Origin of the sequence: Nonomuraea sp. NPDC050310, assembly GCF_040655795.1 — a bacterium.
Classification (GTDB): domain Bacteria; phylum Actinomycetota; class Actinomycetes; order Streptosporangiales; family Streptosporangiaceae; genus Nonomuraea.
In genome coordinates, this window is sequence record NZ_JBFAKP010000012.1 from 152418 (window position 1) to 167100 (window position 14683).

12 protein-coding genes and 4 tRNA genes are annotated in these 14683 nt (G+C 72.9%); 7 read left to right on the top strand and 9 right to left on the bottom strand.

The features are described from left to right. Positions 1-23: 23 nt before the first annotated feature. Entirely contained in the window at positions 24-1859 is a 1836-nt protein-coding gene (gene glmS, locus AB0I67_RS26300) for a glutamine--fructose-6-phosphate transaminase (isomerizing) (protein WP_357928195.1), read from the bottom strand. Positions 1860-1874: 15 nt separating this feature from the next. After that, complete coding sequence (locus AB0I67_RS26305; protein WP_357928197.1) at positions 1875-2138, bottom strand: hypothetical protein; 264 nt, start codon at positions 2136-2138, stop codon at positions 1875-1877. A gap of 184 nt (positions 2139-2322) precedes the next feature. On the opposite strand from AB0I67_RS26305, the gene AB0I67_RS26310 reads away from it, so the two are divergent. The 6 genes from AB0I67_RS26310 (at position 2323) to AB0I67_RS26335 (ending at position 5715) form a co-directional block, all read left to right on the top strand. Beyond that, positions 2323-4110 carry an N-acetylmuramoyl-L-alanine amidase gene (locus AB0I67_RS26310; protein WP_357928198.1) on the top strand — a complete coding sequence of 596 codons (1788 nt, stop codon included), beginning with the start codon at positions 2323-2325 and terminating at the stop codon, positions 4108-4110. 104 nt (positions 4111-4214) lie between these two features. Beyond that, positions 4215-4286 (top strand) — tRNA-Gly (locus AB0I67_RS26315). 20 nt (positions 4287-4306) lie between these two features. Then, positions 4307-4377, top strand: a tRNA-Cys gene (locus AB0I67_RS26320). A 51-nt stretch (positions 4378-4428) separates the two neighbouring features. Then, positions 4429-4500, top strand: a tRNA-Gly gene (locus AB0I67_RS26325). 39 nt (positions 4501-4539) lie between these two features. After that, positions 4540-4614, top strand: a tRNA-Val gene (locus tag AB0I67_RS26330). 69 nt (positions 4615-4683) lie between these two features. Next, complete coding sequence (locus AB0I67_RS26335; protein WP_357928200.1) at positions 4684-5715, top strand: hypothetical protein; 1032 nt, start codon at positions 4684-4686, stop codon at positions 5713-5715. Here the strand turns inward: AB0I67_RS26335 and AB0I67_RS26340 are convergent. The 5 genes from AB0I67_RS26340 to AB0I67_RS26360 all read right to left on the bottom strand — a co-directional run bounded on the left by AB0I67_RS26340 (position 5696) and on the right by AB0I67_RS26360 (position 11101). Continuing rightward, a complete protein-coding gene (locus AB0I67_RS26340; protein ID WP_357928201.1) occupies positions 5696-6115 on the bottom strand; it encodes an SgcJ/EcaC family oxidoreductase in 420 nt (139 codons plus the stop codon). The genes AB0I67_RS26335 and AB0I67_RS26340 overlap by 20 nt on opposite strands. Positions 6116-6172: 57 nt before the next feature. Beyond that, a complete protein-coding gene (locus AB0I67_RS26345) occupies positions 6173-8500 on the bottom strand; it encodes an excinuclease ABC subunit UvrA (protein ID WP_357928202.1) in 2328 nt (775 codons plus the stop codon). A gap of 97 nt (positions 8501-8597) precedes the next feature. Next, the gene (locus tag AB0I67_RS26350) at positions 8598-8957 is read right to left on the bottom strand and encodes a DUF6596 domain-containing protein (protein WP_357928369.1); all 360 of its coding nucleotides are present in this window, start codon (positions 8955-8957) and stop codon (positions 8598-8600) included. Positions 8958-9084: 127 nt separating this feature from the next. Next, a complete protein-coding gene (locus tag AB0I67_RS26355; RefSeq protein WP_357928204.1) occupies positions 9085-10113 on the bottom strand; it encodes an iron chelate uptake ABC transporter family permease subunit in 1029 nt (342 codons plus the stop codon). A gap of 1 nt (position 10114) precedes the next feature. Next, positions 10115-11101: an iron chelate uptake ABC transporter family permease subunit gene (locus AB0I67_RS26360; protein WP_357928205.1), complete on the bottom strand. Its 987-nt coding sequence runs from the start codon at positions 11099-11101 to the stop codon at positions 10115-10117. Between the two features lie 80 nt (positions 11102-11181). On the opposite strand from AB0I67_RS26360, the gene AB0I67_RS26365 reads away from it, so the two are divergent. After that, complete coding sequence (locus AB0I67_RS26365; protein ID WP_357928207.1) at positions 11182-12189, top strand: ABC transporter substrate-binding protein; 1008 nt, start codon at positions 11182-11184, stop codon at positions 12187-12189. Between the two features lie 4 nt (positions 12190-12193). Here the strand turns inward: AB0I67_RS26365 and AB0I67_RS26370 are convergent, their stop codons facing one another. Then, entirely contained in the window at positions 12194-13768 is a 1575-nt protein-coding gene (locus AB0I67_RS26370) for an ABC transporter permease (protein ID WP_357928209.1), read from the bottom strand. Continuing rightward, positions 13765-14649, bottom strand: coding sequence for an ABC transporter ATP-binding protein (locus AB0I67_RS26375; RefSeq protein WP_357928210.1), 885 nt, complete (start codon positions 14647-14649; stop codon positions 13765-13767). The genes AB0I67_RS26370 and AB0I67_RS26375 overlap by 4 nt, the downstream gene beginning before the upstream one ends. Between the last annotated feature and the right edge of the window lie 34 nt (positions 14650-14683).

The window sequence follows — 14683 nt, forward strand, 5'->3', positions numbered from 1 at the left end:
TCCGCCGTACCCCTTGGCTCGCCTTACTCGACGGTCACGCTCTTGGCCAGGTTGCGCGGCTTGTCCACGTCCCGCTCCAGGGCGACGGCCGCGTGGTAGGCCAGCAACTGCAGCGGGATGGTGAGCAGGATCGGGTCGAGCTCGATCTCGTTCTTGGGCACCACGATGACGTCGTCGGCCAGGCCGGCGTCGGGCTCGCGGTGGCCGACCATGAGCACCTTGCCGCCCCGGGCGCGGATCTCGCCCAGGGTGGTGAGGTTCTTGTCCAGCAGCTCGTCGTCGGGGACGATCGCGACGGTGGGCAGCTCGGGGCCGATCAGCGCGAGCGGGCCGTGCTTGAGCTCGCTGGCCGGGTAGGCCTCGGCGTGGATGTAGGAGATCTCCTTGAGCTTCTGCGCGCCCTCGCGGGCGACCGGGTAGCCGCGCACCCGGCCGACGAACATGATCGACGGGTGGCCGGCGTACTTCTGGGCGAGGGCGGCGATGCGCTCGCCCTGCTTGAGGATCTCCTCGATCTGCTCGGGCAGCTTGCGCAGGCCGGCGCAGATGCGGCGGCCGTCGGCGGGCGACAGGTCGTGCACCCGGCCGAAGTGCAGCGCGATCAGCGCGAAGGCGGCGGCCGTCGAGATGAAGGCCTTGGTGGAGGCGACCGAGACCTCGGGCCCGGCGTGCAGGTAGACGCCGCCGTCGACCTCCCGGGCGATGGCGCTGCCGACCGCGTTGACGATGCCGATGACGCGCCCGCCCTTGCGCTTGAGCTCCTGGACGGCGGCCAGCGTGTCGTAGGTCTCGCCCGACTGGCTGATCGCGATGTAGAGGGTGTCGGGGTCGACGACCGGGTTGCGGTAGCGGAACTCCGAGGCGGGCTCGGCGTCGGCCGGGATGCGGGCGAGTTCCTCGATGAGCTGGGCGCCGATCTGGCCGGAGTAGTAGGCGCTGCCGCAGCCGATGATCTTCACCCGGCGGAAGGAGCGGGTCTCGCGCGGGTCCATGTTGAGCCCGCCCAGGTGGGAGACGTGGAAGCGCTCGTCGATGCGGCCGGACAGGGTGCGGGCGACCGTCTCGGGCTGCTCGGAGATCTCCTTGAGCAGGTAGTGCTCGTAACCGCCGGTGTCGTAGTGGCCGGCGTCCCAGTCGACGGTCAGCGGCTCCTTGGCGGTCTCCACCATGTCGCCCGCGGAGGTGTCGCCGGCGAAGGTGTGGAAGCCGTCGGCCTTGATCACGGCCAGCTCGCCGTCCTCCAGGTGCACCACCTGGCGGGTGTAGCGGACCAGGGCGGCGACGTCGGAGGCGGCGAACATCTCCTTCTCGCCGATGCCGAGCACGATGGGGCTGCCGTTGCGGGCGACCACGATCTCGCCGGGGCGCTGGGCGTCGATCACCGCGATGCCGTAGGTGCCGACGACGCGCTTGAGCGCCATCCGGACCGCCTCCTGCAGGGTGGAGGTCTCGTCCACGGTGGCGGCGATGAGGTGGGCGAGCACCTCGGTGTCGGTCTCGGACACGAAGACGACGCCGTCGGCCTGGAGCTTGGTGCGCAGCTCGTTGGCGTTCTCGATGATGCCGTTGTGCACGACCGCGATGCGCTCGTCGCCGGACAGGTGCGGGTGGGCGTTGACGTCGCTCGGCACGCCGTGGGTGGCCCAGCGGGTGTGGCCGATGCCCAGCTTGCCCTTGAAGCTGTTGGGGACCACCTGGGCCAGGTCGGCGACGCGGCCCTTGACCTTGCGGACCTTCAGGCCGCGGTTCGAGACGACGACGCCCGCCGAGTCGTACCCCCGGTACTCCAGGCGCTGGAGGCCTTCGAGCAGGATCGGGGCGGCGTCCTTCGGCCCCACATACGCGACGATTCCGCACATGTCCGGCAATCTCCTCTATCCGTAGACGATCCGGCGTAGCTGGCGCAGCGACAGCTCCGGGGCAGAGACCCGGCGGGCCGGCAGTTCGGCGGCGATCCTCGGGAAGATCTCCTCGTTGGTCAGGCCGCGCGCCTTCAGCTCGCGGTGCCGGCGGCGCACGAACTCCTCGACCGGTTCGGAGAAGTACGCCAGCACGTCGGCGACGACCCGCGCGGCCTCGCCGGGCCCCAGGGGACTGGTCCGGGTGAGGTGCGCGATGAGGTCCTCGTAAGGATGCACGTCGAGGACCGTACCCACGTGGCGCGCTTTACGCCAACATCCTGCCCGGAATCGGGCAGGAATCACGATTCTTTGCAGGTTCCCTTAGGACCCACTCGTCTCATTTGACCCACGGAGCCCGCATTAACCGTGCCCATCACGGGCATCATTACTCCCTGTAAGCGTCTGTGTATCGGGGGTAGTAGTGTCGTCGGTCCTGGTCGTCGCGCTTGTCAGTTCTCTCCTCCACCCCACCCACCCTCCCCTCCACCCCACTCACGACCCCGGACGGCAGGACGACTTCGTCCGGGCCGCGGCCCGCTACGAGGTGCCGCCGAGCCTGCTGCTGGCCGTCTCCTACCTGGAATCGCGCTGGGACGCCAACGCCGGGCTGCCCAGCGCCTCGGGCGGCTACGGCCCGATGCACCTGCTCGGGCCGGTGCCGGCCGGCGAGCAGGAGGACCGGCGCGGCGACGACGCCCGGCCGCTAGCCCCTGCGCCCGCCGGGGTGGCCGGCGCGACGCTGGCCGAGGCGGCCCGGCTCACCGGGCTGCCGCCCGAGCGGCTGCGTGAGGACCCGGTCGCCAACATCCGGGGCGGCGCGGCCGTCCTGGCCGCCTACCGCGCCGCCGCCGGGGGCTGGTACGAGGCGGCGGCCCGCTACGGCGGCTCGCGCGCCTTCGCCGACGAGGTCTTCGAGGTGCTCCGCACCGGCGCCGAGCGCGTCACCGACGACGGCCATCCGGTACGGCTGGCGCCCAACCCGAAGCTGGCGCCGCCCCCGCCGGAGCTGCCGATGCGCACCGAGGCCGCCGCCGCACCCACCGAGTGCCCCTCGACGCTGGCCTGCGAGTGGATGCCCGCCGCCTACGCCCGCTTCGGCAAGAAGAACTACGGCAACCACGACCGGGTCCGCGGCCGGGAGCGGCGCATCGACTACATCGTCATCCACGACACCGAGGGCTCCTACCGGGGCATCCCGTCGATGGTCGGCGATCCGAAGTACGTGAGCTGGCACTACTCCATCCGCTCGCGCGACGGCCACGTCGCCCAGCACGTCGCCACCCGCGACATCGCCTGGCACGCCGGCAACTGGGACGTCAACAGCCGCTCCATCGGCATCGAGCACGAGGCCTACCTGGCCAAGGGCCCCACCTGGTTCACCGAGGCGATGTACCGCTCCTCGGCCCGCCTGGTGCGCTACCTGGCCGACCGCTACGACATCCCGCTCGACCGGGCGCACATCCTCGGCCACGACAACGTGCCGGGCACCAACGCCAAGACCCTGGCCGGCATGCACGAGGACCCCGGCCCGTTCTGGGACTGGGAGCGCTACTTCGCCCTGCTGCGCAGCCCGCTCAAGGCCGCCTCCGGCGGCGGCTCGGTGCTGATCAAGCCCGACTACCCCCGGCACGCCCAGACCTTCACCGGCTGCGCCAAGAAGAAGCCCTGCCCGGCCCGCGGCTACTCCACCGTCTGGCTGCGCACCGAGCCGCGCGGCGACGCCCCGCTCGTCGACGACATCGGCAAGGGCGGGCCGACCTCGACCTACAGCGTCTACGACCACAGCGCGCGGGCCTCGGCCGGGCAGCGCTTCGCGGTGGCCGAGACGCGCGGCGACTGGACGGCCATCTGGTACCTCGGCCGGAAGGCGTGGTTCTACAACCCGGCCGCCAAGCCCACCGCCGTCCGGACCGGCGGGCCGCTGGTCGTCCCGCGCCGCGACCGCGTCCCGGTGTACGGCAGGGCCTACCCGGAGAGGTCGGCCTTCCCCTCGGGGGTCGGCTACCAGCGGCACATCGCGCTGCCGTACGTGCTGCGCACGGGCCAGGCCTACTCGCTCGGCCTCACCGTGCCCGGCAGCTACTTCGCCGCCGGCTCCTTCAACCCCGCCCGGCACGTCCTGGTGCGCGGGCGCACCCGCTACCACCAGATCCAGCTCGGCCATCGCGTGGTCTTCGTGAAGGCGAAAGACGTCCGCGTCGTCCGCTAGATTTCGGACATTTGGTACGGGTTTCGCCGCGAGGCCCGCTCGATGCGCACACGCACTCCCGAGAGACGATAAGGTTTCCTCGTGGCCGTGAAAGCGGACCGCACGCGGAAGTGGCTCAGGGGTAGAGCATCACCTTGCCAAGGTGAGGGTCGCGGGTTCGAATCCCGTCTTCCGCTCGGAGTGTGTACCAACTCCTGGTGGAGTGGCCGAGAGGCGAGGCAGCGGCCTGCAAAGCCGTCCACACGGGTTCAAATCCCGTCTCCACCTCGGTGCAGGTCGCGGAACCGCGAGGATCCGCTACAGTAGTGCGAGCATCATGCGGAAGTGGCTCAGGGGTAGAGCATCACCTTGCCAAGGTGAGGGTCGCGGGTTCGAATCCCGTCTTCCGCTCTGCGTCGGTCGAGATCTCTGATCTCCGAATGACGTGCTGGACGATTAGCTCAGCGGGAGAGCGCTTCCCTGACACGGAAGAGGTCACTGGTTCAATCCCAGTATCGTCCACCAGTTCTTGATCCCAGGTCCTTCCGGGCCTGGGATTTTTCTTTTGGGCTCGGGTCGGGGATCTTCTTCTGTGTGAAGGTCGGTGAGGCTCGGGCGGTCGCGGCCCGGTGGGTGGCGGACCATCGCGCTGACGGATGGGTGGGCGCCTACGTCAGCGGGTCGGCGGCGTGGCTGCCGGAGACGGCCGAGTTGCCGCCCGCCTCCGATGTGGACGTGATCGTCGTGGTGGACGGTGAGCGGCCCAAACTCGGCAAGTTCCGGTATGACGGGGTGCTGCTCGATGTCAGTTTCGCGCCGATGGCCTCCGCGGAGGCGGTCCTGGGCTCGCCCGCGCTCGCGCCGGCGTTGAGCAGAGGGGTGCTGCTGGCCGACTCCGGGGGGCGGCTGGGCCGGGTGCAGGCGGAGGTGGCGGCCCGGTTCGGGGCGCCGGAGTGGGTGCTGGCCAGGTGCGCGGCCATGGAGGACCGGATCGCGGGACCGGCCGGGGAAGCAGGGGTCGCGGGACCGGCCGGAGAGCGACGGAGGGTGGCGGTGGCCCGGCCGGACGAGGGGGTGCCGCCGGCGGAGCGGGTGCTGGCCTGGGCGTTTCCGGTGAGCCTGCCCACGCTGGTGGTGCTGACCGCGGCGCGGGCCAACCCGACCGTGCGCAAGCGGTACGTGGCGTCCCGGGAGGTGCTGCTCGCCCACGGCCAAGGGGCCTTCCACGAGGAGGTGCTGGGGTGGCTGGGGTGCGCCGGGCTGGACGCGGCCCGGGTGGGCGAGCACCTCGACCGGCTGGCCTCGGTCTACGACCGCGTGCCGTACGACGTGGCGAAGCCGTACGGGAGCGACCTGACCCCGGAGGCGCGGCCGGTGTCGATCGACGGCACCCGCGAGCTCATCGAACAGGGACTGCACCGGGAGGCGGTGTGGTGGATCCTGGTGACGCTCGCCCGCTGCGTGACCTTCGATCCCCACGGCACGGAAGCCCTGCGCGACCTCCTCGGCGACCTGGGCGTCGCCGCCCCGGAGGCCATGCGGGACAGGGCCGCCGAGGTGGCCGGGGCGCTGCCTCGGCTGCGGCAGGTGCGCGACGCCGTGCTGGCTACCCCTCCACGGCGGTGAAGTCGGGGAAGGAGTGGTGCTCGTGCGCGACCCGCCATTGCCCCTCCTCCCGGCCCTCCCGGCGCAGCCCGAAGGTGATCCGCAGCAGGTTGGCCGGGTTCGCGGCGAGCTCCTCGGTGGTGCCGCAGCGCAGCAGCGCGTGCGCGAAGGCCACGTCCGTGCCCGCGGTGACCTCCAGGGTGACCAGCTCGAAGCGGCCACCGCCGACGCGCTGCCAGACCGTGAACGGCTCCCACGCCGCCCGGTAGGCCTCCAGGCCGCGGAAGCCCTCGGCGGGCGGAGGCACGTCGAACATCACCACGTCGTCCGTGCGGTGGGCGAGCAGGCCGGACAGCTCACCGGCGTCCACGGCGGCGATCCACCGCTCGATCAGGTCGCGGATCTGCTGGTCGTCGTTCATGGCGGTCCCTTCCAGGAAAGCTCTGTCGCCGTGGCAGACCGCGCCGGGCGGCGGAAGTCATCGCTCGCGCAGGTAATGGCCGGTGCGGCTGGCCGGGGCGGCGGCGATGTCGGCCGGGCTGCCCTGCGCGACCAGGCGGCCGCCCGCGCCGCCACCGCCCGGCCCGAGGTCGATGACGTGGTCGGCGGCGGCCACCACGTCCAGGTCGTGCTCGGCGACGACCACGGTGTTGCCCGCCTCGACCAGCGCTTCGAGCTGGCGCATGAGCACCTCGACGTCGTAGGGGTGCAGGCCGCCGGTGGGCTCGTCGAGCAGGTAGAGCGTGCTGCCGTGGCTGGTGCGCTGCAGCTCGGAGGCGAGCTTGACGCGCTGCGCCTCGCCGCCGGACAGTTCGGTGGCGGGCTGGCCGAGCCGCAGGTAGCCCAGGCCGACCTCGCGCAGCGCCCGCAACGAGCGGGCCGCCGCCGGCACGCCGGCCAGGAAGGCGGAGGCGTCGTCCACGGTCAGGTCGAGCACCTCGGCGATGGTCCTGCCCTCGTAGCGGATCTCCAGGGTCCGCGGGTTGTAGCGGGCGCCGTGGCAGTCGGGGCAGGGCGCGTACGTGGAGGGCAGGAAGAGCAGCTCGACCGAGACGTAGCCCTCGCCCTTGCAGGTCTCGCACCGGCCGCCGGCCACGTTGAAGGAGAAGCGGCCGGCGTCGTAGCCGCGCTCGCGGGCCTGCGGGACGGCGGCGAAGAGCTTGCGCACCACGTCGAACAGGCCGGTGTAGGTGGCCAGGTTGGAGCGGGGGGTGCGGCCGATCGGCTGCTGGTCCACCCGCACCACGCGGCGCTGCTCGCCCTCGGTCCGGCCCAGCACGTCCAGGAGGGTGGTCTTGCCCGCGCCGGAGACGCCGGTGATCGCGGTCAGCACGCCGAGCGGCAGGTCCACGTCGAGACCCTGGAGGTTGTTGCGGCGGGCGTCGCGGATCTTGAGCCAGCCGCGCGGCTGCCGAGGCTCCCTGGCCGCCGGTTCCGGCCGGTCGAACAGGTAGCGGCGCGTCACCGACTCGGGCACCCCGGCCAGGCCGCCGACGGGGCCGCTGTAGAGGACCCGGCCGCCGTGCACCCCGGCGCCGGGGCCGACGTCGACGATCCAGTCGGCGTGCCGTACCACCGCCATGTCGTGCTCGACCAGGTAGACGCTGTTGCCGGCCAGCTTCAGCCGCTCCAGCACCGAGCGCAGCGCCTCGGCGTCGGCGGGGTGCAGCCCGGCGGACGGCTCGTCGAGCACGTACACCACGCCGAACAGGCCGGAGCGGAGCTGGGTGCCCAGGCGCAGGCGTTGCAGCTCGCCGCCGGACAGCGAGGGCGCGGTGCGGTTGACCGCCAGGTAGCCGAGGCCCAGCTCGACGAGGATGTCGAGGCGGGCCACCAGGTCCTTGGCGAGCACGCCGGCCGGGCCGGGATCGGCGGTGTGCGCGCGCAGGACCTCGGCCAGGTCGCTCAGCGGCATGCCGGCCAGGTCGGCTATGCCGTACCCGCTGAAGGTGACCGCCAGCGCCTCGGGCCGCAGGCGGCGGCCCCCGCACAGCGGGCAGGTGGCGGCGTGGAGGAAGCGGGCGGCGCGGGTGCGGGAGGCCTCGCTCCTGGAGTCGGCGAAGGCGTGCAGGACCAGGCGCTTGGCGCTGGAGTAGGTGCCCTGGTAGGGGCGCTGGATCCGGCCGGGCTCGCGCTCGGGGTGGACGGTGACGACCGGCTGCTCGTCGGTGAACAGGATCCACTCGCGCTGCTCGGCGGGCAGGTCGCGCCACGGCACGTCGAGGTCGTAGCCCAGGACGCCGAGGATGTCGCGCAGGTTCTTGCCCTGCCAGGCCCCCGGCCAGGAGGCCACCGCGCCCTCGCGGATGGACAGCGACGGGTCCGGGACCAGGGACTGCTCGCTCACCTCGTAGACGACCCCCTGCCCGTGGCACTGCGGGCAGGCCCCGGCGGCGGTGTTGGGCGAGAAGGCGTCGGAGTCGAGGTGCTCGGCGCCGGGCGGGTAGTCGCCGGCGCGGGACATCAGCATGCGCAGCGAGTTGGAGACCGTCGTGACCGTGCCCACCGACGACCTGGACGAGGGCACCGAGCGGCGTTGCTCCAGCGCCACGGCCGGCGGGAGTCCGGTGATCTCGTCCACGTCGGGGGTGCCCGCCTGCTGGAGCAGCCGCCTGGCGTAGGGCGCGACCGATTCGAGGAAGCGGTGCTGCGACTCGGCGTACAGCGTGCCGAACGCCAGCGACGACTTGCCGGAGCCGGAGACACCGGTGAAGGCCACCAGCGCGTCCCTGGGCACGTCCACGTCCACCGCGCGCAGGTTGTGCACCCGGCTGCCCCGCACGCGGACGAACTGGTCATGATCCATGCCTTCGAGCGTAACGGGCAGTGACCGGCCCCGGACGCAGGGGTGGTCTCAGCGCAGGGTTGCGAGCCGGCGGAGCAGGTGGCGGCGCTCGACCTCGTTACGGGCGGCCGCGGGTCCTCTGGCCAGCGCGACGGCCGCCGCCCCGGTTGGCCAGCACGGCGGGCGACGGGCTGAGGACGGCGAGCCGGTCGTAGAGCGTGACGATCGCCTCCCGGTCGGGGACGGGCGCCACCTGGAGGGCGGCGATCGACGTCTGCAGCACCCACGGCCCGCTCCCCCGCCGCACCGCCTCGGCCGCCAGGCGCAGGCCGTGGTCGATGTCGTCCCACCGCCACCGGGTCCGGTCCTGGTCCGCCAGCGGGACCAGCTCGCCGTCACGGGTCCTGCCCGGCCGGCGGGCGTCGGTGAGCAGCAGCGCCGCGGCCTGGCCGAGCACCTCCGGCTCGTCGGGCAGCAGCGGGCTCCAGCCGGTTCTTGCCCGCCCGGTCGACGTGGGCCAGGAGGATGGAGCGCACGGTGTACTCCTTCAGCTCCGGGGACAACCTCTCACTCTGCTCGACGCGCGAGCGGCCGGGCTTTCGACATCATCGGCCGGACGTTCTGGAACTGCCCAGCCGCCACAGCAGGAAGGGCGCGCCGAGCACGCCGGTGACGACGCCGACGGGCAGCACGGAGTCCTCCAGGAGCCGCTGGCTGATCAGGTCGCCGGCCAGCACGACGGCGGCCCCGACGGCGGCCGAGGCGGTGAGGGGCGGGGCGGCCGAGCCGGCCAGGCGGCGGGCGATGAGCGGCGCCGCCAGGGACACGAAGAGCACCGGCCCGGCGGCGGCGGTGGCGAAGGCGGCCAGGGCCGAGCCGCACAGGAGCAGGCCGAGCCGGGCGCGCTGCACCCGCACGCCGAGACCGAGGGCGATGTCGTCGCCCAGGTGCAGGGCGCGCTGGGTGCGGGCGAGCAGGAGCACGACCGGCAGCAGGACGGCCAGCGCGAGGCCGGGCGGCCAGGCGTGGCTCCAGGTGCGCTCGTTGAGCGAGCCGACCAGCCAGCCGAGCACCCGGGCGGCCTGGTACTGCTCGGCCCGGCTGACCAGGTAGGCGGTGGCGCTGACGCACATCCAGCTCACCCCGATGCCGACCAGGACGACGCGGTAGCCGGTGGTGCCGCGGTCCCACGCCAGCAGGTAGATGAGCAGGCCGGCGACGAGCGCTCCGGCCAGGCCGAGGAACTGGGTGGCGAGGCCCGCGCCGAACACCACCCCGGCGGCGACGGCGGTGCCCGCGCCCTGGGTGATGCCGAGCATGTCGGGGCTGGCCAGCGGGTTGCGGGTGGCGGTCTGGAAGATCGCGCCGGACAGGCCGAAGGCGGCGCCCGCCAGCAGGCCGGCCACCGCGCGCGGCAGCCGTACCTCCTGGACCACGAACAGGTCGGCGGGCTCGCCGACGCCCCACAGGGCGCTGATCGGGGCGGCGTAGTCGCCGGAGCCGGCCGCCACGGTCAGGGCGAAGGCCGCGGCGGCCAGGGCCATCGCCGCCAGACAGGTGAGCACCAGCCGGTACGGCAGGCGAGCCGACAGCCCCCGCCGGCCCGGTCGGAGCACGAGAGCGGAGCTCTTCATCTCACACCTCCGCCAGACGCCGGCGCCGCACCAGCGCGATGAAGAACGGCGCGCCCAGGAAGGCCGCGACCAGGCTGACGTCGAGTTCCTGCGGGCGGAGCACGACGCGGCCCAGGATGTCGGCGGCCAGCAGCACGATCGGCGCCAGGATCATGGAGCCGGGCAGCAGCCACCGGTGGTCGGGCCCGGTGACCGTCCTGACGACGTGCGGCACGACCAGGCCGACGAAGACGATCGGCCCGGTGACCGCCACGGCCGCCCCGGTCAGCAGGGTGATCGCCAGCGCGGCGCGCAGCCGTACCCGGCCGGGGCGGCGGCCGATCGCCACGGCCACGTCCTCGCCGAGGGCCAGGCTGTTGAGGGCGGAGGCGGTGCCCAGCGCGAGGCCGAAGCCGATCAGCAGGAACGGGGCGACCTGGAGCACGGTGGCGAAGGAGTGCCCGGTGAGGGTGCCGGCCGACCAGTAGCGGTAGCGGTCGAGGGCCTCGGGGTCGCTGAGCGCGATCCCGTTGGTCAGCGAGTCGAGCAGGAAGGTGAGCGCGATGCCGGCGACGGCCAGCTTCACCGGCGAGGCGTTGCGGCCGCGCCCGCCGAGCAGGTAGACCGCGACCGCCGCCAGGGCGGCCCCGGCGAAGGCGAACCAGATCGAGGTGAGCAGCCCGGTCAGCCCGAGCACCCCGGCGGCGAGCACGGTGCCGAAGGCGGCTCCGGCGCTGACGCCGAGCAGGCCGGGGTCGGCCAGCGGGTTGCGGGTGAGTCCCTGCATGACCGCGCCGGCCAGGCCGAGCGCGGCGCCGGTCAGCACCGCGACGAGGGTGCGGATCAGCCGGGTGCCGCCGACGATGGCCGCGGTCTGCGGGTCCACGCTCGACGGGTCGGTCAGGGCGGCGACCACCTCGCCGAGCGGGATGGCGCGGCTGCCCACGGCCAGTGAGAGCAGGCACAGCCCGGCCAGGACCACCAGGGCGGCGGCCAGTTTGGTTCGCACGGGGAGATCCTAGCTTTAGGTCAGCCTTGCCTTACCTATATGCTCCCTTTAGGTAAGGCTCACCTAATTGATGAGGATCGATGGTTCGCTTGAAGACGGCGCTCACCGCCGCCCTGGTCGTGCCGGCGCTGCTGTCGGCCGCCGCCTGCGGGGGCGGCCCGGCCCCCGCCCCCTCCGCCGGATCCGCCTCGGGCAGCCCGGCACCCGCCTTCTCGGCGAAGGTCGAGCACCTGTACGGCACGACCGAGATCAAGAAGCGGCCCGAGCGCATCGTCACGATCGGCCTCAGCGACCACGAGCCCGTGCTGGCCCTCGGTTACAAGCCGGTGGGCGTGGTGGACTGGTTCCAGCGCAGCCCCTTCACCGACTGGCCGTGGGCCAAGGACGCCTGGGGCGGCGCCCAGCCCGAGGTGCTGGGCCTGCGTGAGGACGGCGTGAAGATGGAGAAGGTGGTCGCGCTCAAGCCCGACCTGATCTTCGCCATGTACTCCGGCGTCCAGAAGGAGACCTACGACCAGCTCTCCAAGATCGCGCCGGTGGTGGCCCAGCCGAAGGGCTTCGACCCCTACGCCGCGCCGTGGCAGGAGTACACGCTGCTGGCCGGTCGCGCGCTCGGCGAGGAGGCCAAGGCCAAGGAGCTGATCGCCGGGATCGGCGCGAAGTTCGCCGCCGCCCGCGAGGCCAACCCGCAGTGGGCGGGGCTGAGCGCGGTGGCCGCCGACAGCTTCAAGGCCGGCACCTACTCGGCCTTCCAGAAGGGCGACCCGAAGTCCGCCTTCCTGGCCGAGCTCGGGTTCACCGTGCCGGAGGAGATCACCAAGCGGGCGGGCAAGTCGAACGTGGCGGAGTTCGGGTCGGAGGGGCTCAACCTCCTGGAGGTCGACCGGCTGGTCTGGCTGACCACCGGCAAGGAGCCCTGGGAGCGGATCAAGTCCGACAGCGTGTACAAGGAGCTGAAGGTGGCTAAGGAGGGGCGCGACCTGTTCCTGACCTACCAGGACCCGCCGATCGGGGCCGCGCTCTCCTTCAACACCGTGCTGAGCATCCCCTACGCGATCGACCAGGTCGTGCCCCTGATCAAGAAGTAGGGCTCTAGCCGACGTCGCGGCGGCGCCAGCCGTACAGGCCGGCGGCGGTCAGGACGGCGGCGACCGCGGTCATCGCAGCCAGCGGGGTCAGGTCGGCCGGGCCGCCGGGCAGCATGGGCAGGTGGCTGAACGGCGACACCTCCAGCAGCGCCTCGGGCAGGTCGAGCAACGCGCCGACCTGTCCGAGCAGGAGGAAGGCGGCCAGCGCCACCCAGGCCGCCGAGACCGCGCGCGGCAGCAGCCCGAACAGCGCCACGGCCAGCCCGGCGAGGGTCCAGACCGCGGGGAGCTGCGCGAGGGCGGCGCCGACGGTGCGCGGGAGCTGGCCGGCCAGGTCGCCGGTGGCTCCGCCGTAGGCCAGGCCGACGCCCGCGCCGGAGACCGCGAGGACGACCGCCGGTCCGAGGAGGGCGAAGGCGAGGTGGCCGGCGGCCCATTCGAGCCGCCCGACGCCGGTGGCCAGCAGGGGTTCGGCCCGGGTGAGGGTCTCCTCGGTGCGCATGCGCAGCGCCGCCTGGATGGCGTAGCCGGAGACGGCCAGGCCGAAGATGCTGATCAGCGCGGCGATGAACAGGTCGCCGAGATCGGCGCTGCCGCCGAGGCGGGCGAGCATCTCCCTGATCTCCGCGTTCTGGCCGAGCGCGTCGGTGGCCGCCTTGGCGGCGCTGCCGATGACCATGCCGAAGATCGCGAAGGCGATGCTCCAGGCCAGCAGCGGCCCGCGGTGCAGCCGCCAGGCCAGGGCGAACGGGCTGGCCAGGCTGGTGGGAGCGCTCGCCGGTCCGAGGCTCGGGGGCAGCAGCCCGGCGCCGACGTCGCGGCGGGCGGACAGCACGTAGGCGGCGTAGCCGGCGAGCGCGAGGAAGACGGCGAAGACCAGCAGCGGCGACCAGTCCTCCGAGGCGAACGGCCGCAGCTTCTGCCCCCAGGCGATCGGGGACAGCCACGACAGCCAGGAGGCGTCGGAGGTGTCCCCCGCCATCCGGGCGAGGTAGGCCACGCCGAGCGCGGCCAGGCCGATGGCCCGCGCGCCGCCGGCGCTCTCGGTGAGCTGGGCGGCGACCGCGCCGACGACGGCGAAGGCGAGGCCGACCAGCATGTAGCCGAGCCCGGCGGCCAGCGCGCCGGCGACCGGGTGGGAACCGGCCAGCGTGGCGAAGACGATCACGCCGGTGAGCACGGCGGCGATCGAGGTCACCACCAGCGCGGCGGTCAGACCGGCGTTGCGGCCGATCACGGTGGAGCCGATCAGCTCGCGCCGGCCGCTCTCCTCCTCGACCCGGGTGTGCCGGATCACGGTGAGCAGGCAGGCCATGCCGAGGATGACCGGGACGAAGCCGGCTCGCCACACGCCCAGCGCGGGGGCGTGCCAGTCGAGGAGCGGGCCGTACAGGGCGGTGAAGGCGGGGGTGCTCCGCATGGAGGCGGCGAAGGCCTGCAGCTCGGCGTCGGTGTCGTAGAGGCCGCCGAGGGCGGAGGTCTGGGTGATCGGCATGATCGCCAGCAGCAGCACCCAGAGCGGGATGATCAGCCGGTCGCGCCGCAGGATGAGGCGGATCAGGGCGCCGGTGCCGGTCATCGCACGGCCTCGCGCTGGTAGTGGCGCATGAAAAGCTCTTCCAGGGTGGGCGGCTGGCTGGTCAGGGCGCGCACGCCCGAGGCGGTGAGCTGCCGGAGCGCCTCGTCGAGGTGGTCGGTGTCGACCTGGAAGGTGACGCGGTTGCCCTCGACGCGCAGGTCGTGCACGTCGCGCAGGCCGTTCGGGGAGCCGGCCAGCTCGGCGCTGATCGTGGTGCGGGTCAGGTGGCGCAGCTCGGCCATGGTGCCGGACTCGACGATGCGGCCCTCGCGGATGATGCTCACCCGGTCGCACAGCTTCTCCACCTCGGCCAGGATGTGGCTGGAGAGCAGGACGGTGCGGCCCTGGGCGCGCAGCTCGGCGACGCAGTCGGTGAAGACCGCCTCCATCAGCGGGTCGAGCCCGGAGGTGGGCTCGTCCAGGAGGAAGAGCTCGACGTCGGAGGCCAGCGCGGCGATGAGGGCGACCTTCTGCCGGTTGCCCTTGGAGTAGGCGCGGCCCTTCTTGCGCGGGTCGAGCTCGAAGCGCTCGACCAGGTCGGCGCGGCGGCGCGGGTCGAGCCCGCCGCGCAGCCGGCCGAGAAGGTCGATGACCTCGCCGCCGGACAGGCCGGGCCAGAGCGTGACGTCGCCGGGCACGTAGGCCAGGCGGCGGTGGAGCGCGACCGCGTCCTTCCACGGGTCGCCGCCGAGCAGGCTCGCGCTGCCGGAGTCGGCGCGCAGCAGGCCCAGCAGGACCCGGATGGTGGTGGACTTCCCGGCGCCGTTGGGACCGAGGAAGCCGTGCACCTCGCCGGTACGGACGGTCAGGTCGAGCCCGTCCAGCGCGGTCGTCCGGCCGAACCGCTTGGTCACGCCGGACAGGGAGATGACGTTGCTCATGCTTTAGACTGTACACAGCTTTCACAAACTTGTG

Coding starts and splice junctions, on each gene's coding strand:
- AB0I67_RS26365 (WP_357928207.1), top strand. CDS start 11,182: ATGGTTCGCTTGAAGACGGCGCTCACCGCCGCCCTGGTCGTGCCGGCG.
- glmS (WP_357928195.1), bottom strand. CDS start 1,859: ATGTGCGGAATCGTCGCGTATGTGGGGCCGAAGGACGCCGCCCCGATC.
- AB0I67_RS26375 (WP_357928210.1), bottom strand. CDS start 14,649: ATGAGCAACGTCATCTCCCTGTCCGGCGTGACCAAGCGGTTCGGCCGG.
- AB0I67_RS26370 (WP_357928209.1), bottom strand. CDS start 13,768: ATGACCGGCACCGGCGCCCTGATCCGCCTCATCCTGCGGCGCGACCGG.
- AB0I67_RS26355 (WP_357928204.1), bottom strand. CDS start 10,113: ATGAAGAGCTCCGCTCTCGTGCTCCGACCGGGCCGGCGGGGGCTGTCG.
- AB0I67_RS26340 (WP_357928201.1), bottom strand. CDS start 6,115: ATGAACGACGACCAGCAGATCCGCGACCTGATCGAGCGGTGGATCGCC.
- AB0I67_RS26345 (WP_357928202.1), bottom strand. CDS start 8,500: ATGGATCATGACCAGTTCGTCCGCGTGCGGGGCAGCCGGGTGCACAAC.